General features: G+C 42.8%; 25 protein-coding genes and 4 tRNA genes. 21 read left to right on the top strand and 8 right to left on the bottom strand.

Going from position 1 to position 26,298, the window contains the following annotated elements:
• Positions 1–217 precede the first annotated feature (217 nt).
• Entirely contained in the window at positions 218–706 is a 489-nt protein-coding gene (gene greB / locus JO943_RS11100) for a transcription elongation factor GreB (protein WP_202740788.1), read from the top strand.
• Positions 707–802: 96 nt separating this feature from the next.
• Positions 803–892: transfer RNA gene (locus JO943_RS11095), tRNA-Ser, on the top strand.
• 50 nt (positions 893–942) lie between these two features.
• Here JO943_RS11095 and JO943_RS11090 read toward each other — a convergent pair.
• Positions 943–1,539 (bottom strand): LysE/ArgO family amino acid transporter, encoded by a 597-nt coding sequence (locus JO943_RS11090; RefSeq protein ID WP_005288361.1) that lies wholly within the window; start codon positions 1,537–1,539, stop codon positions 943–945.
• Between the two features lie 388 nt (positions 1,540–1,927).
• Here JO943_RS11090 and JO943_RS11085 point away from each other — a divergent pair, with 388 nt between their 5' ends.
• Both JO943_RS11085 and JO943_RS11080 read left to right on the top strand, forming a co-directional pair.
• Positions 1,928–3,091 (top strand): MFS transporter, encoded by a 1,164-nt coding sequence (locus tag JO943_RS11085; RefSeq protein WP_202740787.1) that lies wholly within the window; start codon positions 1,928–1,930, stop codon positions 3,089–3,091.
• 243 nt (positions 3,092–3,334) lie between these two features.
• Entirely contained in the window at positions 3,335–4,222 is an 888-nt protein-coding gene (locus JO943_RS11080) for an ArgP/LysG family DNA-binding transcriptional regulator (protein ID WP_202740786.1), read from the top strand.
• Positions 4,223–4,405: 183 nt separating this feature from the next.
• Here JO943_RS11080 and JO943_RS11075 read toward each other — a convergent pair whose 3' ends face one another.
• Positions 4,406–4,741 carry a hypothetical protein gene (locus tag JO943_RS11075; RefSeq protein ID WP_150956538.1) on the bottom strand — a complete coding sequence of 112 codons (336 nt, stop codon included), beginning with the start codon at positions 4,739–4,741 and terminating at the stop codon, positions 4,406–4,408.
• A 317-nt stretch (positions 4,742–5,058) separates the two neighbouring features.
• Between JO943_RS11075 and JO943_RS11070 the strand changes: the two genes are divergently transcribed.
• From JO943_RS11070 to JO943_RS11060, 3 genes are all read left to right on the top strand, one after another.
• Entirely contained in the window at positions 5,059–5,475 is a 417-nt protein-coding gene (locus JO943_RS11070; RefSeq protein WP_032870310.1) for a J517_1871 family lipoprotein, read from the top strand.
• A 65-nt stretch (positions 5,476–5,540) separates the two neighbouring features.
• The gene (locus tag JO943_RS11065) at positions 5,541–6,164 is read left to right on the top strand and encodes a MarC family protein (RefSeq protein WP_005231852.1); all 624 of its coding nucleotides are present in this window, start codon (positions 5,541–5,543) and stop codon (positions 6,162–6,164) included.
• Positions 6,165–6,370: 206 nt separating this feature from the next.
• Positions 6,371–6,892 (top strand): acyl-CoA thioesterase, encoded by a 522-nt coding sequence (locus JO943_RS11060; RefSeq protein WP_005231850.1) that lies wholly within the window; start codon positions 6,371–6,373, stop codon positions 6,890–6,892.
• Between the two features lie 136 nt (positions 6,893–7,028).
• Here the strand turns inward: JO943_RS11060 and JO943_RS11055 are convergent, their stop codons facing one another.
• Positions 7,029–7,220 (bottom strand): hypothetical protein, encoded by a 192-nt coding sequence (locus JO943_RS11055; RefSeq protein WP_005231849.1) that lies wholly within the window; start codon positions 7,218–7,220, stop codon positions 7,029–7,031.
• Positions 7,221–7,697: 477 nt separating this feature from the next.
• Between JO943_RS11055 and JO943_RS11050 the strand changes: the two genes are divergently transcribed.
• The 7 genes from JO943_RS11050 to pgaD all read left to right on the top strand — a co-directional run bounded on the left by JO943_RS11050 (position 7,698) and on the right by pgaD (position 14,436).
• On the top strand, positions 7,698–8,711 hold the full coding sequence (locus tag JO943_RS11050) for a CobW family GTP-binding protein (protein WP_202740785.1): 1,014 nt from the start codon (positions 7,698–7,700) through the stop codon (positions 8,709–8,711).
• Positions 8,712–8,792: 81 nt separating this feature from the next.
• Positions 8,793–9,323: a YaeQ family protein gene (locus tag JO943_RS11045; protein WP_032870313.1), complete on the top strand. Its 531-nt coding sequence runs from the start codon at positions 8,793–8,795 to the stop codon at positions 9,321–9,323.
• A 30-nt stretch (positions 9,324–9,353) separates the two neighbouring features.
• Positions 9,354–9,695 (top strand): FKBP-type peptidyl-prolyl cis-trans isomerase, encoded by a 342-nt coding sequence (locus tag JO943_RS11040; RefSeq protein WP_005288344.1) that lies wholly within the window; start codon positions 9,354–9,356, stop codon positions 9,693–9,695.
• A 363-nt stretch (positions 9,696–10,058) separates the two neighbouring features.
• Positions 10,059–10,460, top strand: a complete 402-nt coding sequence (locus JO943_RS11035; RefSeq protein WP_005231844.1) for a hypothetical protein — start codon at positions 10,059–10,061, stop codon at positions 10,458–10,460.
• 258 nt (positions 10,461–10,718) lie between these two features.
• Positions 10,719–12,716, top strand: coding sequence for a poly-beta-1,6-N-acetyl-D-glucosamine N-deacetylase PgaB (pgaB, locus tag JO943_RS11030; protein WP_032870317.1), 1,998 nt, complete (start codon positions 10,719–10,721; stop codon positions 12,714–12,716).
• 13 nt (positions 12,717–12,729) lie between these two features.
• Entirely contained in the window at positions 12,730–13,986 is a 1,257-nt protein-coding gene (gene pgaC / locus JO943_RS11025) for a poly-beta-1,6-N-acetyl-D-glucosamine synthase (protein ID WP_005231842.1), read from the top strand.
• 33 nt (positions 13,987–14,019) lie between these two features.
• Positions 14,020–14,436 carry a poly-beta-1,6-N-acetyl-D-glucosamine biosynthesis protein PgaD gene (pgaD, locus tag JO943_RS11020; RefSeq protein ID WP_005231841.1) on the top strand — a complete coding sequence of 139 codons (417 nt, stop codon included), beginning with the start codon at positions 14,020–14,022 and terminating at the stop codon, positions 14,434–14,436.
• 130 nt (positions 14,437–14,566) lie between these two features.
• Here pgaD and JO943_RS11015 read toward each other — a convergent pair.
• A tRNA-Leu gene (locus JO943_RS11015) sits at positions 14,567–14,652 on the bottom strand.
• A 212-nt stretch (positions 14,653–14,864) separates the two neighbouring features.
• Here JO943_RS11015 and JO943_RS11010 point away from each other — a divergent pair.
• The gene (locus JO943_RS11010; protein WP_202740784.1) at positions 14,865–16,667 is read left to right on the top strand and encodes an alkaline phosphatase D family protein; all 1,803 of its coding nucleotides are present in this window, start codon (positions 14,865–14,867) and stop codon (positions 16,665–16,667) included.
• Between the two features lie 124 nt (positions 16,668–16,791).
• Here the strand turns inward: JO943_RS11010 and JO943_RS11005 are convergent.
• Positions 16,792–16,877: transfer RNA gene (locus JO943_RS11005), tRNA-Leu, on the bottom strand.
• Positions 16,878–16,885: 8 nt separating this feature from the next.
• Positions 16,886–16,959: transfer RNA gene (locus JO943_RS11000), tRNA-Cys, on the bottom strand.
• A 152-nt stretch (positions 16,960–17,111) separates the two neighbouring features.
• Here JO943_RS11000 and folD point away from each other — a divergent pair.
• From folD to JO943_RS10985, 3 genes are all read left to right on the top strand, one after another.
• Entirely contained in the window at positions 17,112–17,960 is an 849-nt protein-coding gene (gene folD, locus JO943_RS10995) for a bifunctional methylenetetrahydrofolate dehydrogenase/methenyltetrahydrofolate cyclohydrolase FolD (RefSeq protein ID WP_202740783.1), read from the top strand.
• 48 nt (positions 17,961–18,008) lie between these two features.
• Entirely contained in the window at positions 18,009–18,677 is a 669-nt protein-coding gene (locus tag JO943_RS10990; RefSeq protein WP_005288333.1) for a class I SAM-dependent methyltransferase, read from the top strand.
• A gap of 144 nt (positions 18,678–18,821) precedes the next feature.
• The gene (locus JO943_RS10985) at positions 18,822–19,103 is read left to right on the top strand and encodes a GNAT family N-acetyltransferase (protein ID WP_199974693.1); all 282 of its coding nucleotides are present in this window, start codon (positions 18,822–18,824) and stop codon (positions 19,101–19,103) included.
• Positions 19,104–19,158: 55 nt separating this feature from the next.
• On the opposite strand, the gene JO943_RS10980 is transcribed toward JO943_RS10985, so the two are convergent.
• Positions 19,159–19,581, bottom strand: a complete 423-nt coding sequence (locus JO943_RS10980; RefSeq protein ID WP_009511110.1) for a hypothetical protein — start codon at positions 19,579–19,581, stop codon at positions 19,159–19,161.
• A 260-nt stretch (positions 19,582–19,841) separates the two neighbouring features.
• Between JO943_RS10980 and glpK the strand changes: the two genes are divergently transcribed.
• The 3 genes from glpK (at position 19,842) to glpD (ending at position 23,947) form a co-directional block, all read left to right on the top strand.
• A complete protein-coding gene (gene glpK / locus JO943_RS10975) occupies positions 19,842–21,356 on the top strand; it encodes a glycerol kinase GlpK (protein ID WP_005231833.1) in 1,515 nt (504 codons plus the stop codon).
• A gap of 51 nt (positions 21,357–21,407) precedes the next feature.
• Positions 21,408–22,166, top strand: a complete 759-nt coding sequence (locus JO943_RS10970) for a DeoR family transcriptional regulator (protein ID WP_005231831.1) — start codon at positions 21,408–21,410, stop codon at positions 22,164–22,166.
• 260 nt (positions 22,167–22,426) lie between these two features.
• Entirely contained in the window at positions 22,427–23,947 is a 1,521-nt protein-coding gene (gene glpD, locus JO943_RS10965; RefSeq protein ID WP_199974689.1) for a glycerol-3-phosphate dehydrogenase, read from the top strand.
• Between the two features lie 43 nt (positions 23,948–23,990).
• On the opposite strand, the gene JO943_RS10960 is transcribed toward glpD, so the two are convergent.
• Positions 23,991–26,171, bottom strand: a complete 2,181-nt coding sequence (locus JO943_RS10960) for a TonB-dependent siderophore receptor (protein ID WP_202740782.1) — start codon at positions 26,169–26,171, stop codon at positions 23,991–23,993.
• Positions 26,172–26,298 lie beyond the last annotated feature (127 nt).

Here is a 26,298-nt window from a genome sequence, read left to right as displayed (position 1 = left end):
AATAATGCGTACAAAAAATAGACAAAATCAAACTTAGGCGCGCATATTAAGCGCCAAAAACCAGATTGTCAAATTTTAGCGTAAGAAAAAATGAGAATTGCATCACAAACACATGATTTAGAAAAAGAATAAAATTTATACACTTTAGTCGTGGCGAAATAAGGCATACAATGCAAAAACTTGTAAATAGAATGTTGTAGTAACGTATTTTAAGCCTATGAAATCGAATTTAATCACCCGTACCGGACATGATTTACTGGTTGCCGAACTCAAGAAACTTTGGCATGACGAACGTCCGGAAATTACTAAAAAAGTGAATTGGGCTGCAAGCTTAGGTGATCGCTCGGAGAATGCCGATTACCAGTACAATAAACAGCTACTCCGGAAAATAGACCGCCGTGTCCGTTATTTAGGCAAACGTCTGGAAGAATTAAAAATTGTAGATTATGTACCTGAGCAGGAAGGCAAGGTCTACTTTGGGGCTTGGGTGGAAATTGAAAATGATGCCGGCGAACAAAAAAAATTAAGAATTGTCGGGGTGGATGAAATCTATGATCATCATCCTCAGCATATTTCGATCGAGTCACCGATGGCGCGTGCATTGCTCAGTAAACAGGTCGATGATGAGGTGGAAGTGCACACACCTTTGGGGGAAAAAGTGTGGTATATCAACTCAATTCGCTATGAAAAGCCTGAAAATTCGTAAAAATACCGCTTGTTGATTTTATTTTGAGCATTTGATGCAGGTTTTTAAATAAAAGATTTGCCAAGTTGAACTTTTATTTATATGATAGCCGCCATTGGAAGCGTGGCAGAGCGGTTTAATGCACCGGTCTTGAAAACCGACGAGGGTGTGAGTCCTCCGTGAGTTCGAATCTCACCGCTTCCGCCAAATACGAAAAAGCCCTTGTGAACACAAGGGCTTTTTTATTGCCTGATGATTTAGATCAATAATTTGGTGGCAATCGCCCACATCATGAGACCGACCAGAACATCTAATACTCTCCATGAGCTGGCCTTTTTAAATAAAGGTAATAACGCTCTTGCACCATAGCCCAGCGCAAAGAAGAAGATCCACGACGCCAGAATGGTGCCTGCCGCAAAGAGATAGATTTGATCTGCAAATTGTACGGATATAGAGCCAACCAGAATCACGGTATCCAGATAGACATGCGGATTGAGCCAGGTAAAGGCCAGACACATGCCGATAATTTTAAGCAGTGAATCCTTTTCAATTTCACTTGGATTCAGTCCACTATTATTCTGGATAGCAGAATAAAAATTTCGCAGGCCATACAGAAACAGAAAGGCTGCACCAAAGTATTTCGCAAGCGTGACAATCAGGGGGAAATCCACCACAATTTTCGAGAAACCGGTCACCCCCAGATAGATCAGAATAGAATCGGAAAGTGCGCAGATTAAACAGACCCAAAAGACATGCTGCTGTTTTAAACCTTGTTTCAGTACAAAGGCATTTTGTGCGCCAATGGCTAAAATGAGAGAAAAGCCGATACCAAGCCCATAGAAAAATGCGGTCATAGATTGAGCTCCTCAAGAATTAGGGTGGAACAGGATTGTTCTTTCCTGATCTGAGCTTTGGATGCCGATTTAAGATCAGACATCGCAATGACTTAGACGCTGAAAGAAGGGAGATGTTCCACAATGAAAATTTATGGTTGCTATTATCTTTTTTAAATTTTAAAAGTCAGTAAAATTAAGATTGTTTTGGGTTGCCTAAATTTTTTTAAGGTAGATTGATGTAACCCAGTTTATTTGAAATCTTGTTGTCCGAATTTCCCCCCTTTATTTTCCCATTATTACCCTTACCTTGAGCGTTGTTTTAAATAAAAATTAAACATAATCGACACAGGACGTGTTCGAGTGAATCTCTAAACAAATATTTTAAAAATAAGTCAGTGAGTCAGGCATGGATCTCAATCTTCCTATCCAAAGTGTAAACGATGAAATCTCCAGTAAAACACGGAAAGTAATTGCGCTTGGTTTTGCGACACAAGGTCTTGGCTACGCGACCGTAATGACCGCACTTCCCAGCATAAAAGGCCGCTTCAGGCTGTCCGATGATCAGTTATCGCTGATTATTCTGGGGGTATGCATAGCAGCGGCGCTCGGTTCGGTTCTCGCTGATCGTACCGCAGTCAAGTTCGGATCGCGACTTGCTGTTGTAACGGGTTTTCTGCTTGAAGCTGTTGGGGTTGCAGTTGCTGCATGTAGTCCAAATGTGATGCTGATGATTGCCAGCTTTTTGCTTTATGGACTTGGACTAGGCTGTTTAGATGCGGCACTGAATATGCAGGCTGTTATGATGGAACAACGGCTTGGTAAGAGTGTATTTGGTGGTTTCTTTGCTTGTTATACAGCGGCGGCATTTTTGGGTGCATTAATAATGTCAGCCACTGTGTCAACTTCACTTGGCGCAACGACAGCATTATGTATTGCAGCAGTGATTGCATTGATCACCTCGCAACTCTCGAGATACTGGTTATTTCAGCAAAAACAATCTTCAGGATTATCTTCACCACAGAAAGCAGTGATTCCATATCCGCAACTTCTCATTTTTGGGATGATTATCCTGATTATATTTACGGTTGATTCTGCCATCAGTACATGGAGTTCAATTTATCTCAAAGATGTTTTAGCCAGCTCGGCAACTGTTGCTCCTTTAGGTTATGCCGCTTATCAGATTGGCATTTTACTAACACGCTTAGGACTGGATTACTTGCTGCAATTTAAAACTGCGACATGGGTTGCTTTGGTCACGCTTCTGATTGGGGCATTTGGCTGTGTGTTATCCGGGATAAGCCATTCACTTGTTATCGTTATTTTAGGTTTCGCACTGGCTGGTGTAGCGGTAGGCGCCTTGGTTCCACTTACATATTCTGCTGTAGGCCGTTTGGATGAAACCCGAAGAGATGAAATTATTGCTCGCGTGAATATTTTTAATTATGGAGGGGCAGTCGCAGGTGCAGTGATGGTTGGGTTATTAGCGACTCCCTTTGGTTATGCACCGTCTTTTATCGGCTTGGCATTTGCGTTACTCAGTATTATTTATTTGAGAAAACGACTGCTTTGATCTGCATCAATCCAGACAAAGTACGGGGTGACGGTTAGGGATCAGGAAATTAACTATGGCCCTGCAAAAATCAGGGAGGGCAAGCTAAATCAGAATGGCATCTTAAAGTCTTTAGATCCATTGCTTCAAAGCATGGGAAATTTTTCAGATTGAACGTTTATATTTACCATTGCCTTTTTAAAATTTAAAAATTCAGTAAAATTAAGATTGTTTTGGATTACCTAAATTTTTTTAAGGTTTGCGATGCTAGACAATAAACAATGTGAAGCCTTCTTTGCTGTTGCAGAAGATGGAAGCTTTGAACAGGCTGGAGCAAAGCTTTGTATTACTTCTTCAGCGGTAACGCTGAGGGTACAGGCGCTGGAAAAAGAGTTGGGCAAATTGTTATTGATCCGTGGTCGTCCTTGTGTACTGACTCAGGCAGGCCAGCAACTGTTCGAGTATTTGCAACATATAAAACGACTGGAGCAAAACCTGTTGCATGGTTTGACAGGAGGAGGAGATGCCAACTTTTTCAAGACTGTGATCGGTTCTAATGAAGATTCTTTAGCAACCTGGCTTCTGCCTGCATTACAACAGGTATTGCTCAAACAGAAAATCGTGATTGAGCTAAGGACAGATGACCAGTCACATACCTATTCCTTACTGGAAAAGGGCACCGTCAGTGCCTGTATTTCAATTGAAGACCAGCCGATGCGGGGCTGTCATGCAGAATATCTGGGGGTGATGCGTTACCGAATGGTGGCGACTGCGTCATTCAGAAAAAAGTGGTTTGCTCATGGTATCGACCGGGAAAATCTGCGCCATACGCCTGCGATTATTTTTAATCATAAGGACCGGCTACACTTCGATATACTTGAAAAGCATTTTGGTCTGATGAAAGGCAGCTATCCCTGTCATTTAATTCCATCTTCCGAATCTTTTGTCACCGCCATCAAGCTGGGACTGGGTTATGGCATGGTGCCGGAGTTGCAGTTGGTGACTGAGAAGAATGAAGATGCTTTGGTTGAGCTGTTGCCCGAAGCAAAAATGGAAGTACCCTTGTACTGGCATCACTGGAATCAACAATCCAAACCCTTACAGCTTTTAACCCAGCATATTGTCAGTCAGGCAAAAGCAATCCTGATATAAATAAACCAAGAAGTTTATTTAAAATGAAGAATGCATATTTATATACATATTATAACATGAGTAATATATTTAATTCTCAGGTCATATTTATACGGAGTAGCTTCTAAATATAATCGGCCGATATTTAGAAGCAGTATTTCGAGATATATGAAGTCTAGTGGCTATTTAAATAGCTTGCAAGGATTAGAAAATTCTAGAGCTATCTATATATTGTTTAGACACATCATTTAAGGCAGCCAGGATAGACGCTGCATCTTCAGTCGCCAGAGCGTTATTGATTTCCTGCATATAATGCGTGAGTTGGGCTTTCACTTTACTTGAAAAATCAGGGCTGACCGGTTGATCTTCATAGAGCAAGACATAATTTTTTGTAAAACCATAGATGAGTAATAAAGCACAATGTTCTAGAGGATGTTCGGCCTGAATAATGGCCTGTTCACATTGAGATTTGATTTTTTTGTAGGTATCTGTTCCATTCGGAAGCGCTTGAAAGGTTTCAAAGATCGTTTGGAAAGTCATTTGAATTACTCGCTCAAAAAGAAAATCTACAGATCATTGCAATGAAAATCAAGTCATAATTCTATATTTAAAATAATTTTTACAAACTATTTAGTTTAGAGGGATAAATAGGGATTTATGGGTCTAATCATTTAAATCCTGATATTAAAAATAAAGATGTATTAACTGTGAATATTGATTGAACAATCTCATTCGTAAGGTGAGTTGTGCTAAATTTTTTAACATTTCCGATACTAGCTATATACATGCAGTACAAATTAAAAAAAGCTTAAATGTGAGAAAATATACGGAATTGTTTGATTTTTATTGGGTTAGCTATGGTTGCGAAGAATATTTTATTGGCCGGAAGTCTTGCTTTTGTTTTGGGAGGCTGTACTTCGATAACAACCATGACACCTGCTCAATTCAGTCAGTTAAGTCCGACCCAGATTCCATTTTCAGGGAGCTGGTCTGGCGAGGCAGGGGCATCGATGGCCGTTTTAAAACTAAATCGTCAGGGAAGCGGTATGTTGTGTATGGATGATCGTAAGGAAGCGATGTCTTACAAGGTAAAATTGGTCGACAATGTGCTGTACAGTGATCAAGGTATAAAATTTAATGTGAAAGCATTGAACCCTAGTCATGCAAAAATTCATGTGAGTTTGTTGGGTATTGGTGCGACGCTGGATCTGAATAAAGATGATTCACTCAACAATGTCACACCCCGTTGCAAGCAGCTTTTAACCGGTGCATGAGTTGATGATTTGATTTTTTCTTATGTTGTTCATTTTTGAATTTTTCCGCTGATCACGAGAGTGCTATGTTTTCTCCTTATATTCATGCATTTGCATTGTTTTTCTCTCTCTTAAACCCCTTCCTGATGAGCGTCTATATGGTGGGGATGATCCGTAATACCGAGGCCAAGGTATTTAGTAAGGCATTGATTCAAGGCAGTTTGATTGCTTTTGGGGTGTTTATCCTGTTTGCATGGGGTGGTGAGAACATTTTTAGCCGTTATTTGAATGTCCGCTTTGAATCATTCCAGATTTTTGGTGGCTTCATCTTTCTGGTGATTGGCTACCGTTATGTGTTTCAGGGGGCGGAAACCATCGGTGAGATGCGGGGGGCGCCTGAGCATCTGGCGGGTACCATTGCGATGCCTTTTATGATCGGTCCGGGTACCATCAGTGCAGCGGTCGTGACCGGAGTGAGCGTACCGTTTAGCGGTGCAATTGCAGTGATCGCGCTTACCTTGATCCTGACCTGTAGTATTCTCATTCTGATGAAGTTTGGTCATGATCACCTTCGTTATAAACATGCCAAATATATTGACCGGTATTTTGATATTGTTGGCCGGTTGTCTGCCTTGCTGATTGGTACCATTGCAATTGATATGATCGTCAATGGAGTAGTGGGTCTGATACGCTCGGCCAATTTAAGCTAGAACCATTGAATAATCTTTGAACTGGAGCTGTTTTTATCCGGAATAGAGCCTTTTATCCCGTGTAAAAACAGCTTTAATGTCATTATTTCCAATTAAATAATAGAAAGATCATAAAAATAATTGATGATGTTTTAGCGTTTTGCGCATATTTTTATGCGCATGAATCAACGATAATAATCAGGTTACATTCTTAATGAGCTGTTCTCATGTATCAATTAGATCAAGCGAACCAGGCGCCTGATGACCAGTCAGAGCTGACCATGACCGTTTTGATGACCCCAGACATGGCAAATTTTTCAGGCAATGTTCATGGGGGGACGATTCTCAAGCTGCTCGATCAGGTTGCATATGCATGTGCAAGTCGATACTCAGGAAGTTATGTGGTGACTTTATCGGTTGACCGGGTGAATTTTAAAGAACCGATTTATGTGGGCGAACTGGTGACATTTCTGGCCAGCGTCAATCATGTTGGGCGCACCTCAATGGAAATCGGTATCCGTGTCGAAGCGCAACATATCCAGAATAGAACCATACGCCATACCAATACCTGCTATTTCACCATGGTTGCAGTGGATGAGCAGCGTAAGCCCAAACAGGTACCCGCCTTAAATCTGGATACGGAATGGAAACGTTGTCGTTTTGAGGCAGCAGAGCAGCGTAAAGCTACACGTTTGCAAGAAGTTCATCAACCTTCATGCAGTATGTTTAAAAAATCGACGCAATGCTAAGCGTCTAAAGTTTAATATGCTCAAAAATAAAAATCGGACCGCAGCATGGTCCGATCTTTTTTACATTGGTAATGAAATAAGCGTTAGATCATTACGAATGTTGGTCTAAAGGTCTGGAGGAGACCTTCAGATCTGCTTAGTTTGTTGGTGCAGGTGTAGATGCAGGTGCTTCAGCAGTTGCGTCAGTCGCAGCTTGAGTACCAGGTTGCTCTTGAGTAGAAACAACTACTCTGTCCTGAGTCTGAGCTTGTTCATCAGCTGTTGCTGCAAATGAAGACGCTGCTGCAAGAGTAAGAGTTGTTGCAAGAAGAGTTTTGATAAGTTTCATGTTTGGCATCCTTATTTCATTTAAAATAACAGCCATCAATGGAGGATTCAGTCAATCCGAATCTCTCATTTCGGCATGAGGTCCATGCTATGGGCCAAACGTTTTTGCAGCAACATCCTTAACAATCTATTACGTCCTTCTTAACAATATGAAATATTGCGTCGCTTTATGTAGTCGCTGTGTAAAATAGCATGGAGAAATTAAGGATGAAAATGTATGGAAATATGTTTTTGTGATCAAAAAACAAGCGGATTTTTTACGTATTTTAAACATTGATTTAAGTTTAACGAATATGGCGTAATTGAATAAACCATTTGTTTTTTTAGATTAAATATATTTTTTAGATGTTGATTGTGATGAATATCACCTTATTTTGAATTAATGCGTTTAAAGACATAGTATATCAATCGATATTCTTTAATTTATTTAATCAATTTTTCTCATTAGAATGAAATAAATTTTTAATGCGAGTGCCTCGTGAAATTTCTTACGCCCAAAACGGTCCCCACCCATATTATTTCCGGTTTTCTAGGAGCGGGTAAGACCACGTTATTACAGCACTTATTGACGCAAAAGCCTGAGAATGAGACTTGGGCAATCTTGATGAACGAGTTTGGCCAAATTGGTGTCGATCAACAATTGATTAGCCAACAACAAGGTTATGCAGTCAAAGAGCTATTGGGCGGCTGTCTATGTTGTAGTAGTCAATTGCCGATGCAAATTGCACTTGCACGACTATTAACTGAAAGTAAACCTGACCGTTTATTTATCGAACCGACCGGTTTGGGCCATCCTGCGCAGCTTCTGGAACAATTGACTGAGCCACACTGGCACAGCAGTTTGGCGATGCGGGCTTTAGTGATCGTGGTGGATGGTAGCCGTTTACATGATGAGCAGTGGGTCAAGCAAAACTTATATACAGACCAACTCAAAGCGGCACAAATTGTGGTGCTATCCCATATCGACTGTATGACTGCAGATGATCGTCAGGCTTTTACTGCATTAAAACAAGACTATGAAACCTATGTTCAATATTGGATTGAAGCTGAAAATGGGCAAGTGGATATTCAACGACTGGATATTCAGCAGCAGGCAATACAACGTAAAATCCAACCTTTATTAAAGCTACAACACACACAACCGATGCATGCACCAGTCGCTGAAATTAAACAGCTGCCTTATCACTATATTGAGACAGCTCAGGGGTATACGGTTGCAGGCTGGAAACTTCCCAAACGTTGGCAGTTCAATTTTTATGAGCTGCTGGATCTGTTGTGTACACAGCAAGACTGGATACGGATCAAGGGGATTTTTCATACCGATCAGGGCTGGAAAAGTTTTAATTTCAATCCACAGCAATTTAACTATAAATCTGCCGAAGAAGGCATTGATAACCGCATTGAGGTGATTACACAGTTTGAGCAGGATTGGCTGGCATTTGAGACCCAGTTACTGGCTTGTCGCAATCCTGAAGATTCATCGAGCACCTGAATAATTCAGCGCATTTTTGCCCGCAAAATAGAGTATGCTTAGCGCCAAATTTGAGAGTACCGTATTTTAAGAGTATCGTTTATGGCGTTAAAAGCAACAATATATAAGGCAGACCTGAATATTGCCAATATGGATGAGCATATCTATGCAGATTACCAACTGACACTGGCGTTGCATCCATCTGAAACCATTGAGCGTTTAATGGTTCGCATTCTTGCTTATGCGCGTTTTGCCGATGAGCGTCTGGAATTTACCAAAGACCTGTTTGAAACAGATGAGCCTGCTTTATGGCAAAAAGATCTTACGGGACTGTTAGAAAAGTGGATTGAAGTGGGTTGCCCATCGGAAGATAAAGTCAAAAAGGCCAGTGCCCGTTGTAAGCAGGTGGCTGTCGTGACGTATGGCTCGCAAGCAGACGACTGGTGGCAGAAGAATAGCAAGATTAAAACCTTAAGCAATGTACAAGTGTGGCAATTGGCTCCTCAAACCACACAAGCGCTTGAAGGCTTATGCGAACGGACCATGCAATTACAGCTGAATATCATGGATGGCGAATGGACCTTGCTCAGCGACAAAGGTCAGGTCGACATTCAATGGCAACAATTGCAATAATCTTGGTTTGAGTAATTTGGAGAGATAGAAATGAGCGCAGAATTAGAAATTATTGATTTAAAAGTCGGTGAAGGTAAAGAAGCGGTGAAAGGTGCCTTAATTACCACGCACTATACCGGATGGCTGGAAGATGGTACCCAGTTTGATTCTTCACTGGATCGCGGCAACTATTTTGAAACCGTGATTGGCACAGGCCGTGTGATCAAGGGTTGGGATCAGGGCATTATCGGCATGCGCGTGGGTGGCAAGCGTAAACTGATTGTGCCAGCACACTTGGCTTATGGCGCGCGTAAGATTGGAAAGATTATTCCGGCCAACGCCAATCTGACCTTTGAGATCGAGCTTTTTGATGTAAAAACCCGCGACGAATAACATTTTTGTAGCGTAGCAATAAAGGTGATTTAGTCTGGTTTTTAGCTAAATCACTTTAAAATCAATCATATACTATTATAAACATAATCTTTAAATAACATTATGATTTTTAAATAAATTTCTTTTATCTGAATTATAGAGCAACCCAAGAGAAAAATATTGATTCTCTATACGCTCCTGTATATGTTTGAATGAAAAGCGCAATTTTTGATGATACTGTTGCAAAAACCCATTATTCACTACAGGTCATGATCATTTGTGCTTTGGGTGATTACAGGTGGCGGGGGCAAGACCACTTGTAATTCAGCCATGATAAAAAAATAGCATAAGCAACGATAAGAATTTGAGTGAGTAGAGGTGGGTATGAATGATTATTTGGATATCACTGCATCAGAGTTGTTAAGGGAGCTGGATCATTTTTTTCTGATTGATACCCATGATGGTGCGGAAACTGGTTTCTGGGTCAATGAAAAAGCTTTAATGGATAAACATTACTGGCTGGATGGTGAATATAAAGTCGAAATTTTGAGATCATTGCAGCCATCGCATCAATATGCGCCGCATGATTATAAATTGACCCGTTTGGCGACAGGCGAAGATGACAGTAATGTGGTATTACTGGAATATGATGGTGTGCATAAAAAAATATTGACCTTCCGCCGTGGGGAATGGGTGAACCGTTTAAATAAATATTTTTATCAAAAAGAACGGCACTATTTACAGCAGCTCGCAGACGATCCGAATTTTCAGTCCATCCAGTATTAAAGCCAGCCAATCACGATTCGAAAACTCCTAATGTTGCGTGTCATCTTAGGAGTTTTTAGATTTTTGTTAATAAAACTCCAGTTATCCTGTGATTTATTTCATAAAAAATACTTTTAAGTTTATTTTCAGTTTTTAAAATTATAAATACAATCCATATTCCCAGCTGATCATTTAAATTCTCTGATGTTTCAATAAAGTGTAAGAGGCTTCAGGCATGCTTTGCGATCAGCACATTTCTAATCTTGAGACGATATCTCTATGACCACACGTTTCGTGTCTCCGACCTTAAATACAGTTTTAGGTCTTGTGTTTGGCGTGGTTGCCAGCACCACTACGTTTGCTGCAAAACCAAAAATCGATGCAACCACCTTAACCGTCATTGGCTATCATGAAATCACAGACAGGAAAGATGCGCTGATTCCTAGCTATTCGGTGACGGCACAACAGTTCAGTGAACATATCGACTGGCTCAAGAAGAATGGCTATCACTTTATCAATGTTGATCAGTTGATCAAGGCACATCAGGGCAAGTATCGACTGCCGGCAAAACCAGTGTTGTTAACGGTGGATGATGGTTATCAATCTTTCTACCAAAATGCCTATCCGATTATTCGTGCTAAAAAAATCCCGGTGGTGCTGGCAGTGGTGGGGTCATGGCTAGAACCTAAGGCGGGCCAGAAGGTGGACTTTGGCGGTGAGGAAATTGCACGTAATAAAATCTTGAGCTGGGAAGAGCTGAAAGATATGCAAAATAGTGGTCTGGTGGAAATTGCCAGCCATAGTTACCATTTACATCAAGGCATTAATGCCAATCCTCAAGGTAATCTGGAGCCTGCCGCGATTGCACGCATTTATGATCCAAAAAGCAAAAGCTATGAAAGTGATGCAACTTATCAGGCACGTGTTTTTGGAGACCTGAAAAAGAATAATGAGCTATTAAAAGCCCATGGTCTCCGTTCACCGCGTGTCATGGTCTGGCCGTATGGGCGCTATAACATGCAACTGGTACAAGCCGCGAAGCAGCTCGGTATGCCGATTACCATCACGCTGGACGATGGGGCAGACCATGCCAAGCAATCCTTACAAAATATGAGTCGTATCCTGATTCAGGGCAGTATGTCGACCAGTGCACTGGCGCAAGAAATTAAAAATCGTGAACTGAACCTGAACGACAATAATCGTCCGCAAAAAATCATGCATGTGGATCTGGACTATATTTATGATCCGGATGAGAAGCAGCAAGAACGTAATCTGGATCATCTGATTGACCGTATTAATGGCATGGGCGTCAATACCGTCTATTTACAAGCCTTCTCTGACCCGGATGCCAATGGCTCAGCGGATATGGTGTATTTCCCGAACCGCCATATTCCAATGCGTGCCGATTTATTTAATCGGGTGGCTTGGCAAATCCAGACCCGCACCCCTGTACAACGTTTATATGCGTGGATGCCGTTACTAGCGTGGGAACTGCCAAAAACCGATCCGGTATCCAAAGATCTGGTGGAAACGCAGCAGGCAAAAGCAGGTGACCATTTAAATATGGGCTATATCCGTCTCAGCCCATTCTCGCCAGAAGCGCGTCAAACCATTAAGGAAATTTATCAGGATCTGGCAAAATCGACGCCGTTTGATGGCCTATTGTTCCATGATGACGTGACCTTGTCAGACTACGAAGATGCGAGTCCAGAGGCTTTGGCTGCTTATGCTAAGCAAGGTCTACCGACCGACTTGGCAAAGATTCGTGATAATGACGCTGATTTGCAAAAATGGACGGCCTATAAGACACGCTATTTAGATGATTTCGCAATGGAACTGGCAGGAGAGGTGCGTCAATATCAACCTTTCCTGGTGACTGCGCGTAATTTATATGCACAGGTGGCGTTAAATCCTTATGCGGAAAACTGGTATGCCCAGTCGTTGGAGCAATCACTGAATCGTTATGACTTTACCGCGATTATGGCTATGCCTTATATGGAGCAATCCGAGAATCCGGAAAAGTTCTACAGTGATATTTTAAATCGCGTGAAGAAGTATCCAAATGGTGTGAAAAAGACCGTGATGGAGCTACAGGCCATCAACTGGCGCAATAATGAAAAAGTGCCTTCCGAGGAAATGTCAGCGACCATTAAGTCTCTATATGAACAGGGGGCGATGCATATTGCCTATTATCCTGACGATCCGATCAAAGGGCATCCAGATGTAGAAACAATGCATAAGGCTTTTAGTCTAAAATCATCTCAATTAGTACCATAGTCGAGTAATGTAGATGAGTTGGCTTGCTTTATTGTGGTCATATGCCATTAAGTTTGTTTTTTACTATCCCTTGTTCATGTCGTATTTGTGGATGGTCGGGGCAATTATTTTCTACTGGAAAGAGCGTCAGGATCCGCCTTATCAGCAACCTGCTGCTTTACCTGAGTATCCAAAAGTTGCGGTTTTGGTTCCCTGCTTTAATGAAGGGGATAATGCTGAAGAAACCATTAGCCATGCACTGAAACTGGACTATCCTAACTTTGAAGTGATTGCGATTAATGATGGCAGTTCTGACAATACTGGTGAAGTGCTGGATCGTTTGGCGACCCAGTACGACAAATTGCGTGTGGTCCATTTAGCGCAAAATCAGGGCAAAGCCATGGGACTGCAAGCAGGTAGTCTGATGACCGATGCTGAATTCCTGATCGGGATTGATGGCGATGCCTTGCTCGATCCGCATGCTGCTACATGGATGATGCGACATTTTCTAGAAGACCCAACGGTTGCAGCGGTAACAGGCAATCCACGAATCCGTACCCGTTCAACATTGCTCGGGCGGATTCAGGTGGGAGAGTTTTCTTCAATTGTCGGCATGATCAAGCGTGCCCAGCGTACTTTTGGCCGTTTATTTACCGTATCTGGGGTGATTACCGCTTTTCGTAAAAGTGCGGTGCATCAGGTGGACTATTGGTCACCGAACATGCTGACCGAAGATATTGATATTACCTGGAAATTGCAACGTGCCGGTTGGGATGTGCGTTTTGAGCCGAATGCGCTGGTGTGGATTTTAATGCCTGAAACTTTTAATGGATTGTGGAAGCAGCGCTTGCGTTGGGCGATGGGCGGGGCACAGGTGCTGGTCAAGAATATTGATGTCTTCCTGAAACCAAAATTAAATTTTTTATGGCCGTTGATGTTTGAGCTGTGTTTGACACTCGTTTGGTCATATTTGATGCTTATTATGGCGGTGATCTGGTTATTGCATTTCGTGCTTGCGATACCGGCACTGGCAGTGGTCAGCTCTCCATTTTTACCATATGGCAGTGGAATTTTATTGGGGGCCACCTGTCTAATTCAGTTTGCTTTAAGCAAATGGATGGATAGTCGTTATGAGCCAAACTTAGGGAAAAATTATTATTGGATGATTTGGTACCCGTTTGTGTTTTGGTTAATCACGATTACTGCTACAATCGTCGCCTTTCCAAAGGTCCTGTTGCGTAATGATGAAAAGCGTGCCCGTTGGATTAGCCCAGATCGTGGAATTCGTTGAATCGCAAAGATTCATTTTGCTGAGTAACAAGCAATGAAAGCAGACAGTTTGATTATTGATATACGTCGCCAGCTCCCATGGCATAAACGTTATTTTTCGACCACCACCACCGCAATGATGTGGGCAGTCTGGTTGTTATTATGGCGTCCCTTTATTTTGGTCTGGGTCTTGATTGAATTACAAAAGGCCCATATTGCCCAGCGTTTGATGTCGGCATTGAGTGACGGCATTGAGCATGGTGTAACAGCCCTGTTTATGTGTGCGGTAGCCTTATTGCTTTGGGGACTGTTACCGGCCAAGCGTGTGCATCAAAAACATGTAGTGGAAAAGACACTGCCTGATTATGCACGTTATTTTGAGCTACCTGAGCAAGAAATTCAGGCAGGGCGTCAGCAGAAGGTCAGTATCGTACATCATGATGAGAATGGTAAAATTATTCGGGTGGAATAATCTTTACGGTTTTAGAGTGAATGCCTGAGTCTTTTCTCGGGCATTTTTATTTTATCTTTATAAATTTCAGGCATAAAAAAACCAGCTTACGCTGGATCTTTATTTGCACCATCTTTCATTAGCTGAAGAATGGTGCCCGAGGCCAGACTCGAACTGGCACGCTTTGTGGGCGGGGGATTTTAAATCCCCTGTGTCTACCGATTTCACCACTCGGGCATGTGCGCAATAATAGAGGACACTTTAAAACTTGGCAAGAGTAAAACTCACTATTTGCTTTTTTTTCAAGCGATTCAGAAGTTTGTCTGATGAAAATTAAGCATTGTCATATAACCTTCATGATTCTTTCATCAAACTGAGATTAAAGCTTCATGTTGGCGAATTAACTTTACTCATTTATTTAAACCAATAAAAGTAAGGTAGCGATCCAAATGACAGCAAAAATTTCACGGCGGGAACTCATTCAAAAAAGTCTATTCGGTTTCGGGGCGTTGTCTTTAACTGCGGGGTTGACGGGCTGTAACGACAGCTCAGATCAAGAGACAGCAACATTGCAAGTGAATTTTGAACATGGGGTTGCCAGTGGTGATCCATTGCAGGATCGCGTGATCTTGTGGACACGCTTGACGCCAAGCGAGAGTAGTGCGCGTCTGCAAGTGACCTGGGAAATCGCTTTAGATCAGCAATTCAAACAAATCATTAAAACCGATAAAGTCATGACAACGGCAGCCTATGATTTTACCGTAAAGGTCGATGCCACAGGTTTAAAAGCAGATCAAAGCTATTTCTACCGTTTTATCTTTGGAGATAAGGTTTCACCTATCGGTCAAACCAAGACTTTGCCCAGCAGTGCGACAAAAGTCAGTTTTGCGGTATGTTCATGTTCGAATTATCCAGCAGGTTATTTCTATGTGTATCGTGAAATGGCCAAGCAAAATGTCGATGTAGTGATTCATCTGGGGGACTATATTTATGAATATGGTGCCAATGGCTATGCGACAGAAGAAGCGAAGGACCTAGGACGGACATTGCCTGCAGATAATGATAAGGAAATTATCAAGCTGGATGATTATCGCAAGCGTTATGCGCTGTATCGTAAAGATAAAGACTTGCAGGCATTACATCAACGTCATCCGTTTATTGTCGTTTGGGATGACCATGAGTTAGCCAATGATGCATGGCGAGAAGGGGCGGAAAATCATACTGAAGAAACTCCACAAGCAAAGAATGAAGGTAAGTTTTTAGAAAGAAAGTTGGCAGCTCTACAGGCCTATTTTGAGTGGATGCCAATCCGTCCTGTTGATGCGCAACACACCAAAATTTATCGTCAATTTGATTTTGGCGGGCTTGTCAATTTAATGATGTTGGATACCCGCATTATTGCGCGTGACGAACAGTTGAACTATGCCAACTATATGACAGCGAATGGTTTGGATATTGCAAAATTTCAGACGGATTGGATCAATCCAACACGTACTTTAATGGGGGAAACTCAGCGTGAGTGGTTATTGGGGAGTAAAGAGAAAAATATAGTAGGTGTCTTGCAAAGCTCAACTGCAACTTGGGATGTTTTAGGTCAACAGATTCTGATGACTAAAATGCTGGTTCCAGCAGAGTTACTGTTTGCGTTGGCAGAAATTACTTCGGGACATCCGAGTGATGAAACTTTGGAAAAAATGAATGCACAGATTGCTGAGCTGATTACGTTGAAAATCCGTTTGCAGAAAGGCGATCCTGGTTTAACAGCACAAGAAAAAGCGCGTGTTTTGACAGTTGCACCTTACAACCTAGATGCATGGGATGGTTATTTTGCTGAGCGTGAGATTGTGTATGCAGCTTTGGCACAATTAAAGAAAAAAGTAGTGGTGTTAGCAGGGGATACCCATAATGCATGGTCATCGAACTTATATAGTAAAGATGGTGTCTTTGTTGGGGTGGAGTTGGCGACCAGTTCGGTATCTTCACCTGGTTTGGAAAAATATTTAGATATTCCATTGGCGCAGCTACAACAGTTTGAATTTGCCTTCACCACCTTGATTGATGAGCTGAATTACTGCAACTTAAATCAAAGAGGTTATTTAATGGTTCAATTTGATACAGCGCAGGTTCAGTCACAGTGGATTTATCTGGATTCGATCAAAAAGTCTGACTATGCGGTTGATCAGAGCCGTGGCTATCAGTTAACGCTGGATAAAAACTTAGTTGCAGTCAAAACAGGGCAGCAAGTGGCTTAAGTTTCAAGCGTGGTGGGAAGCCAAGTCAATGTACTTGGCTTTTTTATGATGTTCCAAATTTCAGACATAAAAAAACCAGCTTACGCTGGATTTTTATCTGCACCATGTTTCATTAGCTGAAAAATGGTGCCCGAGGCCAGACTCGAACTGGCACGCTTTGTGGGCGGGGGATTTTAAATCCCCTGTGTCTACCGATTTCACCACTCGGGCTTTACCAATGGAGGCGGAGGTCGGAATCGAACCGGCGTACACGGAGTTGCAGTCCGCTGCATGACCACTCTGCCACCCCGCCATCTCTTGGTGATGCACATATTAGCAATCTTTTAAAAAAAAACAATAGTGTTTATCGCGAATATGCACATAAAAACAACATCTAAAAGAATATTGCTCAAATTATCATGTATTATTTACCCAATTCATTCATACCCACTTTGGAGATGTGCTGTGGCATTGGTTTTAGACGGTCGTGCATTAGCAAAACAGATTGAAACGGATTTGTTGGTACGTGTAGAAGCATTAAAAGCAAAATCGGGACGTACCCCAATCTTGGCCACCATTCTGGTTGGCGATGATGGTGCATCTGCAACGTATGTGCGTATGAAGGGTAATGCCTGCCGCCGTGTCGGGATGGATTCGCTTAAGGTTGAGCTTCCAAAAGAAACCACAACTGAACAGCTTTTGGCTGAAATTGAAAAATTAAATGCCAATCCTGATGTGCATGGCATCTTGTTGCAACATCCTGTGCCTGAACAAATTGATGAAAGAGCATGTTTTGATGCGATTTCACTGGCAAAAGATGTGGATGGGGTGACTTGTTTAGGTTTTGGTCGTATGGCAATGGGCGAAGCCGCTTATGGTTCAGCGACTCCTGCGGGTATCATGACCATTTTGCAAGAAAACAAGATTGAAATTGCGGGTAAGCATGCAGTTGTTGTCGGCCGTTCTGCTATTTTGGGTAAACCGATGGCGATGATGCTGTTACAAGCAAACGCGACTGTGACGATTTGCCACTCTCGTACTCAAAACTTAGCGGAACTGGTGAAACAGGCCGATATTATTGTGGGTGCAGTGGGTAAAGCTGAACTGATCCAAAAAGACTGGATCAAGCAAGGCGCAGTTGTGGTGGATGCCGGTTTCCATCCATGTGATGGTGGCGGTGTAGGTGATATCCAGTTGGTGGGTATTGAAGAGATTGCTTCAGCTTATACCCCAGTGCCGGGTGGCGTGGGTCCGATGACGATTACCACCTTGATTCGTCAAACTGTAGAAGCTGCTGAAAAAGCATTAGGATAAGCATTGATAACCCCTCGCCAAGAGGGGTTTTTTTAGAACTAAATCTATATGAGTTGTACATTTCAATTTGCCAAGGCGCCTGAGCAATTGTTGAAGGCATTGCATGAGGTCATTCCAAACACCGACTTGCTGGCACAACAGTTACCTGAAACGCCGATTTCACTGTGGTTGATTCCTCCGGTATTTCCAACAGACCGTTTAGATGATGAAGTGATTCGACGCATCTGGAATGAAACACCGTACTGGATTTTTTGCTGGGCGTCTGGTCTGGCCATGGCGCAATGGTTATTGGCAGAGCCGCATCATGTTAAAGATAAAGTGGTGCTGGACTTTGGTGCTGGATCGGGTGTAGTTGCCATTGCAGCAAAAATGGCAGGTGCGAAGCGGGTGATTTGCTGTGATATTGATCCGGTCAGTCTGGCATCATGTCGTGAAAATGCGCTGCTGAATGATGTGGAGCTGGAATATCTGGATGATTTGTATCAGTCCGGGCAAGTCGACGTATTGTTAGCTGCAGATGTACTCTACGATCAATGTAATCGTTTCTTTCTGGATGAGTTCCTGAAGTTTGCCCCTGAAGTGTGGGTGGCAGATAGTCGGGTCAAGAACTTTAGTCATCCGCAATATCTAAAAATTGACGAGCGCAGTGCCACCACCTGGCCAGATCTGGACGAATCAAAAGAATTCCGTAATGTGAGCTTTTATCGAACCAAATAACATCAGGCAGGTTCAGGATGAGTTTATCGTCAGATGGTTAAATATAAAATCTTAACACAGCACGGCCCAAGCCCATGTTAAAACATAGAAGATCGGTAATGACGTTGTAAGATGGCATTAAATAGAACATAAATGGAGCATCCTATGGGAATTGAACACGTTGACAATGGTAAACACGGCGCTTTTAAGTTGTTCGAAGGTGAGCTACTGGCAGGTGAAATGGCATATACTTGGGCGGGAGACGGTATGCTCATTATTGACCATACAGATGTCGATGATCAATTTCGTGGGCAAGGTGTAGGGCATAAGCTATTAAAGGAGTTGATTGCCTTTGTGCGTGAACGTCAGGTGAAAGTCATTCCTTTATGTCCGTTTGCAAAATCGGTATTTGATAAAGATCTCTCGATTCATGACGTTTTAAAATAATAAAAAAGGATATCTCCAGTGCCGGGGATATCCTTTGTTTAAACAATCGGTCTGATTAAGAACAGTTGTAACGTACCACTTTTAAGGTGGCAGGACGGGCTTCAAGTGCCTGACGAGTCGCATAACCTTCGCTATTATTGAAATCTGGCGAGTTTGATAGGCCAAAAGTTGCGCGACTGTTACCAAGCTTGACGCCATATTGTTCTTGTTGGGTCGGATTCATAATTTCATTGACGCTAAGCACTGAAATTTTGTAGTTTTTTTCTGCACCTAAGACCTGTTTGCAGGCATGTTGTAACTTTTTCTCATCAATATCACGATTGCTATGTGCTGCCAGTGTGTAGGCAATCGTTGCCGAAGTCGTTGTTTTATTTTCAATTTGGTAGCCAGTCACACCATTATATTGATGTGGACTGCTTTGACAGGCTGCAATAAGAAGAGTACCGCTTACAAGAAAGAATAAATTCGTTTTTTTCATATCAATGGTCCTGTTATTTCTGCTTTTAGTATCGCATAAAAACAGCTTTTTATTGTGAGTTATCTTTAAAACACGGGCTATTCATCGTTTTTATGTTCAAAGTTAAAGAAAGAATTTTCGTTTTCGAACAATTTTGCATATAATCTGCCAAGTTTTTTATTTAATACAGAAGTCATTGCTTTTTTGCAGTATTGGAGCCCGTTTTTTAACGGGCATTTAATTTATTGCACTATACACAAGCAAGTCTGGATAGGTATGTCATGATCTCTACAGATAGTCAAAAAAAATACGTGGTTGCATTTGACCAAGGTACAACGAGTTCCCGTGCAATCGTATTGGATCACGATGCGAATGTCATCAGTATTGCTCAGCGTGAATTTACGCAAATTTACCCACAACCAGGTTGGGTTGAGCATGATCCTATGGAAATCTGGGCGACGCAAAGCGCAGTATGGGTTGAAGCTTTAGCGCAGGCGAGTATCTCAAGTGATCAGATTGCGGCGATCGGGATTACCAACCAACGTGAAACGACGGTGATCTGGGATAAGCAGACAGGTAAACCTATCTACAATGCAATTGTATGGCAAAGTCGTCAAAGCAATGAGATTTGTAATCAGCTTCGTCAGGATGGCTGGCAAGACTACGTGCGTAAAGTGACGGGTCTGGTGATTGATCCCTATTTCTCGGCCACAAAAATCAAGTGGATTCTTGACCGTGTGGAAGGCAGCCGTGAACGCGCAAAGCGTGGTGAATTGCTGTTTGGTACGATTGATACCTGGTTATTGTGGAAACTGACTAATGGTCAGGCTCATGTCACTGACTATACCAATGCATCACGCACCATGTTATTCAATATTGAAACACTGGAATGGGATGATAAGCTGCTTGAAGCTTTGGATATTCCCAAAGCGATGTTGCCAGAAGTGCGTAGTTCTTCAGAAGTCTATGGTTATACCCACACCATTAGCGGTCAGGAAATTGGAATTCCAATTGCCGGGATTGCAGGTGATCAACAGGCAGCCTTGTTTGGTCAAATGTGTGTAGAAGTCGGACAGGCAAAAAATACCTATGGTACTGGCTGTTTCTTGCTGATGAATACCGGCAAACGTATGGTTCAGTCAGATCATGGTCTGCTAACGACGATTGCGTGTGGTCCGCGTGGAGAAGTGAACTATGCACTGGAGGGTGCGGTGTTTAATGGTGGTTCATGCGTACAGTGGTTACGTGACGAACTGAAAGCCATTAATGACTCACATGATTCTGAATACTATGCCACCAAAGTCAAAGATAGCAATGGCGTCTACGTGGTGCCTGCATTCACTGGCTTGGGTGCACCGTATTGGGACCCGACTGCGCGTGGTGCAATTATGGGCATTACCCGTGGTGTCAGCATTGAACATATTATCCGTGCCACACTCGAGTCAATTGCTTACCAGACACGTGATGTACTGGATGCCATGCAACAGGATTCAGGCGAAAAGTTACGGACCTTACGTGTGGATGGTGGTGTTACCGCCAATAACTTCCTGATGCAGTTCCAGGCCGACATCATGGGGACTTCGGTAGAACGTCCAGCCATGAAAGAAACCACGGGAATGGGTGCTGCTTTCTTGGCAGGTTTGGCGGTCGGTTTCTGGTCTGACCTGAACGAATTAAAGAGTAGGATGACCATCGAAAATACCTTTACCCCGGAGTGCGGTCAGGAAGTGACTGAAAAACTGTACAAAGGTTGGTTAAAAGCGGTCGGACGTACTCGTGATTGGGCGGAAGATTAAGTTAAAATAACCCGATTGAGTAACACCTAAAACAATACAGGATGGATGAGCATGAGCTTGATATTGCGCCAACAGAAAACCCTCGAATTAGTGAGAGAACGTGGCTATATCAGTATTGAAGAGCTTGCTCAGCATTTTGATGTGACGCCGCAAACCATTCGCCGTGATATTAATCAATTGGCGGATGAGGGGTTATTGCGTCGTTACCATGGTGGTGCAGCGCATGATTCAAGTGTGGAAAACACTGAATATACCATGCGTGTCGGGCATATGCTGGAAGAAAAAAGAACCATTGCAGCGGCTGTCGCTGCAGCCGTTCCGGATCATGCTTCATTATTCATTAATATCGGGACCACAACCGAAGCAATTGCGCACGCATTGCTGAACCATACCGGTTTGCGGATTATTACCAACAACCTCAATGTTGCGAAAATTCTCAGTACCAAAGAAGACTTTGAAGTTCTGATTGCCAGTGGTCGTGTGCGTCCGGATGGTGGGGTGATTGGTCAGGCGACTGCGGACTTCTTTAAACAGTTCAAAGCGGATTATGCACTGGTTGGGATTAGTGGTATTGAAGAAGATGGGACTTTGCTAGATTTCGATTTTCAGGAAGTTTGCGTTTCGCAAGAAATTGTTTCCAGTGCACGTCAGGTTTTTCTTGCTGCCGATAGTAGTAAATTTGGCCGTAATGCCATGATCCGTCTGGGGTCACTCAAGCAGGTGGATTGTATTTTTACCGATCAGCAACCGAATGAGGCTTTTATGAAAACCATTCAGGAACTGGATGTCGGTTTGATTATCGCTAAATAAATCTTCATTTTCGAAAAATTGTTACTTTTCTTGAGCCAAAGGCTTTTGGCTCGAGATCACTTGATTAAAATAATCCTGATTCTCTTATAAACAATAGCTTTCCGTAATTTTTATCTTTGCATTGTCTTACTTTTCATTTTTGACCATTTATCTAAAAATGTCTATAAATTGGCATTTTTTAGGCTAATCTTTATTGTTTATTTTCATTTAACATGTTTAAATGTTCGTAATTGAACAATAATGAACATTTGCGGTGATTTATGCAAACTTCTCCTCAGTCAAATGATAAAATTTATGATCTTGCCGTGATTGGTGGTGGTATCAATGGTGTTGGTATCGCAGCTGATGCATCAGGTCGTGGTTTGTCGGTGTTCTTGTGCGAAAAAGATGATTTGGCCAGCCATACATCTTCTGCAAGTAGTAAGCTGATTCATGGTGGTCTGCGCTACCTTGAGCATAAGGAGTTTCGCTTGGTGCGTGAAGCATTGGCTGAACGTGAGGTATTGTTGGCCAAAGCGCCGCATATTATCCGTCCAATGCGTTTTATCATGCCGCATCGTCCGCATTTGCGTCCGGCCTGGTTAATCCGTACCGGCTTGTTCTTTTATGACCATCTGGGCAAACGCGAAAAATTATTGGGTTCAAATAATGTCTACTTTAAGGAAGACAGTCCGCTAAATGCTGCGATTACCCGTGGTTTTGAGTATTCGGATTGTGCAGTCGATGACGCTCGCCTGGTGGTGTTGAATGCCATGCATGCACGTGAAAAGGGTGCTGATATTGTGACCCGTACCCGTTGTTTATCTGCACAACGTGAAGGTCAGTACTGGGTGGTTGATCTGGAAAATGAACAGGGTCAATTCCAGATCAAAGCCAAGGCTTTGGTGAATGCTGCTGGCCCGTGGGTTGCACAATTCATTAAGCAGGATTTACAGCTTAAATCACCATACGGTATCCGTCTGATTCAGGGCAGTCACATCATTGTGCCGAAGCTGTATGAAGGCGACAAAGCATTTATTATGCAAAATGATGACCGTCGTATCGTGTTTGCGATTCCGTATCTGGATCAGTACACCATGATTGGAACCACAGACCGTGAGTACCAGGGTGATCCAGCACAAGTGAAAATTACCCAGGAAGAAACGGATTATCTGATTAAAGTGAGCAATGCACACTTTAAAAATCAGTTAACGCAAGCTGATATCGTGTCGACTTTTGCGGGTGTGCGTCCATTGTGTGATGATGAATCGGATAATCCATCTGCCATTACTCGTGACTATACCTTGGCACTGTCTAAAGAGTCGGCTGAACAGGCGCCGTTACTTTCAGTGTTTGGCGGTAAATTAACCACTTACCGTAAGTTGGCAGAGTCTGCCATGCAACAGTTAAAACCATTCTTCCCGGACATGAAGGGGAGCTGGACGGCAACTGAAGCCTTACCGGGTGGTGAAAATATGGAGTCGGCTGAACAGTTGGCAAAAGAAATTCGTGCACAAGTGACAGATGCTTCTGAAGCTTTAGCAAAACGTTGGGCATCTGCATACGGTTCGCGCATCTGGAATATTGTGGGTGAAGCCACTTCAATCGAGCAGCTTGGACAGCATTTTGGTCAAGGCCTGTATGCACAAGAAGTTGACTACTTATGTGCTGTTGAATGGGCGAGCAATAGTCAGGATGTGTTATGGAGACGCTCTAAATTGGGTCTGAACTTTGCGCAAAGCGAGATTGAAAGTTTAGATGCCTATTTGGCAACTAAACCACATCGCACTGTTGCTGCTTAAGTCTTTTCATAAAAAAGCCCCCTGATATAGGGGGCTTTTTTTATTAGTATTTAAATTTCAGCGCGACGGTATAGTTTGCTGGCTCGCCGTAGAATGCCTGACCATCAGTGAAGCTGTTCAGGTACTTTTTATCGGTAACATTGTCGGCATTGGCCTGAATGCTAAAGTTCGGGCTGACTTCATAACTTGCCATCAAATTGAGCAAGGCATAATCCCCCTGTTTCAGGTAAGTCGAATACGTCGGATCGAAGCGGGTAATCTTGCTTTGCCATTTTAAGCCTGCGCCCACTTTCAGTTTTGGTAGCTGGGTAGGTGAATAAGTAGTTAACAAGTTGAAGCTTTGGGTTGGATTATAGGTTCTAGCTGCACCACCATTTTTCATATCTTGCAGACTGAATTGGGTATAGCCCAAAGAGACATTGACCTGATCGGTGAGTTGACCAGCCAAGCCGACTTCTACACCTTGTGAGCGTAAGTCGCTAATTGCTGAGGTACGATTAAGTGGATGACTGTCGGCTGGTCGAAGTGGATAATTATTTTCCTCGGTTCTAAATACGGCTAATGTGCCAGTTAGTTTATTGTCTAACCATGCACTTTTTACCCCGATTTCGTAGCTTTTACCTTCGATTGGATCGGCAACTTTTCCTGTTGTTTCATCCACTGATGTTTGTGGGCGAAAAATCGAGGTATAGCTCATATAGCCTGTATATTCAGGAGTAAAGTTATAGGTGATGCCTGCATACGGTGAGACTTTGCTTTCATCATAATTCATCGGCGAGCTATAACTTGCGCCTTTACTTTTGGCTTGAACATAGTTCGCACCTAAGGTTAATTTTAGGTCTTCGTTTAAATGCAGGCGGGTTGCTGCGTAAACGGACTGATTCCGTTGGGTGTAATCCGCAGCATCCGTTAAGGCACTCCAGGTGACATTATTTGGTGTCCAGCTTGCCCAGCCCGTTGTACATTGGGCTTGGTATTGATTAGCACCTGTACCACGGGTACATGACCCGATATTGTTGTCGAGGATCGTTCCGGATTTCTGCTTATCTTTTTGTTCGCTTTGAGAATAGGTGTAGCCCACAATGGCTTCATGTTCGCGACCTAAAAGATCAAATTTACCTTGCAGGTTAAAATCGGCAGTTTGTAGTTTATTATGTTCTGTTCCACCCCAAGCGGTTAGATCGACATCTGAACCATCGGCCTTTGGATAGCCATAGTAGTAAAGTAACTGGCTACTACGCTCTTTTTCATTGTAGTTATAGCTCAGGTTGGCAGACCATGTGTCAGAGAGCTTTTGTTTTAGTTCAAAGAATGCGTTGCGTGAGGTGTTGTCCCAATAGGTCCAGTCCGGATTGGGATTGTAAGAACGATCATAACTGAGTTGCTTGCCTGTGGAATCCATCAGCGGTAATGCACCCCAGTTGTTGGCATTCGGTTTGTTCTTTTCTTGGCTGGCACCCACTGTAATGAGGGTGTTATCCGTAAGATCTGCCTCTAAAACCCCTGCAATCCCATTTTTTTCGGAGGTGTAGCGATCTAAATGGGAGTCACCGCTCTGCTCAAAAGCGGCAAGGCGACCACGAATATTGCCACTTGGTGTCAGGCTACCAGAAGCATCTGCTTCATAGCGTTGCGTATCCCATGAACCATAGCTCAACCCGGCATTGGCCTGAAATTCTTTGGTCGGACGTTTGCGAATATAGTTGATGGTTGCGCTCGGGTCGCCAAAGGCGTTGGTGAGCGCATCTGCACCTTTAATCACTTCAATGCGATCATAAAAAAAGCTATCGGGATTGGTATCGTTATAGTTCCATGCGCTTGCAGGGAAGCCGACACCATCGACCAGAATATTGGAAATCTCAAAACCACGTGCCATATACACAGAGCGTTCAGTTTCAGATGAGTTGACGGTCACCCCCGGAGTGTTATTTAAAATGTCGCGGGAACTGGTGAGGCTAAAATCATCAATCTGCTGGCGTGTCACCACATTAATCGTTTGCGGGATTTCTTTGGCTTCAATATTGAGTTTGGTTGCACTTGAACTGTGCTTGATCGTGTAGGCTTTGCTTTGTTCGCTACTTCCATCCTCTTGAGTGGCTTGTACCTTAATCGTCGGGAGTTGTTGCGATGCCTCATCAACTGCATGACTATATGAGCTGATACTGACGAGTGTAGAAATTGCTAAAAACAGGGGAGTGCGTTTAAACAGTGGGGAAGAGCTCATGCTTACAACCGTGTAAATGAGAAATATTATTATTATAATTATTGTTAATATTCGTTAATTTTGCAATTTGTTTTGTCTTAAGCTTAATGGGAATAGTTAGGGCTAAGCAGGGGATTGATAGAAAATT

Origin of the sequence: Acinetobacter sp. 'aerobic (ED)' (assembly GCF_904886855.1) — a bacterium.
Classification (GTDB): Bacteria; Pseudomonadota; Gammaproteobacteria; order Pseudomonadales; family Moraxellaceae; genus Acinetobacter; species Acinetobacter courvalinii.
This window is presented reverse-complemented; position numbering and strand designations above follow the sequence as displayed.

Excerpts from the sequence above, each read along its gene's own strand:
- greB (WP_202740788.1), top strand. The coding sequence starts at position 218 with ATGAAATCGAATTTAATCACCCGTACCGGACATGATTTACTGGTTGCC.
- JO943_RS11090 (WP_005288361.1), bottom strand. The coding sequence starts at position 1,539 with ATGACCGCATTTTTCTATGGGCTTGGTATCGGCTTTTCTCTCATTTTA.
- JO943_RS11085 (WP_202740787.1), top strand. The coding sequence starts at position 1,928 with ATGGATCTCAATCTTCCTATCCAAAGTGTAAACGATGAAATCTCCAGT.
- JO943_RS11080 (WP_202740786.1), top strand. The coding sequence starts at position 3,335 with ATGCTAGACAATAAACAATGTGAAGCCTTCTTTGCTGTTGCAGAAGAT.
- JO943_RS11075 (WP_150956538.1), bottom strand. The coding sequence starts at position 4,741 with ATGACTTTCCAAACGATCTTTGAAACCTTTCAAGCGCTTCCGAATGGA.
- JO943_RS11070 (WP_032870310.1), top strand. The coding sequence starts at position 5,059 with ATGGTTGCGAAGAATATTTTATTGGCCGGAAGTCTTGCTTTTGTTTTG.
- JO943_RS11065 (WP_005231852.1), top strand. The coding sequence starts at position 5,541 with ATGTTTTCTCCTTATATTCATGCATTTGCATTGTTTTTCTCTCTCTTA.
- JO943_RS11060 (WP_005231850.1), top strand. The coding sequence starts at position 6,371 with ATGTATCAATTAGATCAAGCGAACCAGGCGCCTGATGACCAGTCAGAG.
- JO943_RS11055 (WP_005231849.1), bottom strand. The coding sequence starts at position 7,220 with ATGAAACTTATCAAAACTCTTCTTGCAACAACTCTTACTCTTGCAGCA.
- JO943_RS11045 (WP_032870313.1), top strand. The coding sequence starts at position 8,793 with ATGGCGTTAAAAGCAACAATATATAAGGCAGACCTGAATATTGCCAAT.
- JO943_RS11040 (WP_005288344.1), top strand. The coding sequence starts at position 9,354 with ATGAGCGCAGAATTAGAAATTATTGATTTAAAAGTCGGTGAAGGTAAA.
- JO943_RS11035 (WP_005231844.1), top strand. The coding sequence starts at position 10,059 with ATGAATGATTATTTGGATATCACTGCATCAGAGTTGTTAAGGGAGCTG.
- pgaB (WP_032870317.1), top strand. The coding sequence starts at position 10,719 with ATGACCACACGTTTCGTGTCTCCGACCTTAAATACAGTTTTAGGTCTT.
- pgaC (WP_005231842.1), top strand. The coding sequence starts at position 12,730 with ATGAGTTGGCTTGCTTTATTGTGGTCATATGCCATTAAGTTTGTTTTT.
- pgaD (WP_005231841.1), top strand. The coding sequence starts at position 14,020 with ATGAAAGCAGACAGTTTGATTATTGATATACGTCGCCAGCTCCCATGG.
- JO943_RS11010 (WP_202740784.1), top strand. The coding sequence starts at position 14,865 with ATGACAGCAAAAATTTCACGGCGGGAACTCATTCAAAAAAGTCTATTC.
- JO943_RS10990 (WP_005288333.1), top strand. The coding sequence starts at position 18,009 with ATGAGTTGTACATTTCAATTTGCCAAGGCGCCTGAGCAATTGTTGAAG.
- JO943_RS10985 (WP_199974693.1), top strand. The coding sequence starts at position 18,822 with ATGGGAATTGAACACGTTGACAATGGTAAACACGGCGCTTTTAAGTTG.
- JO943_RS10980 (WP_009511110.1), bottom strand. The coding sequence starts at position 19,581 with ATGAAAAAAACGAATTTATTCTTTCTTGTAAGCGGTACTCTTCTTATT.
- glpK (WP_005231833.1), top strand. The coding sequence starts at position 19,842 with ATGATCTCTACAGATAGTCAAAAAAAATACGTGGTTGCATTTGACCAA.
- JO943_RS10970 (WP_005231831.1), top strand. The coding sequence starts at position 21,408 with ATGAGCTTGATATTGCGCCAACAGAAAACCCTCGAATTAGTGAGAGAA.
- glpD (WP_199974689.1), top strand. The coding sequence starts at position 22,427 with ATGCAAACTTCTCCTCAGTCAAATGATAAAATTTATGATCTTGCCGTG.
- JO943_RS10960 (WP_202740782.1), bottom strand. The coding sequence starts at position 26,171 with ATGAGCTCTTCCCCACTGTTTAAACGCACTCCCCTGTTTTTAGCAATT.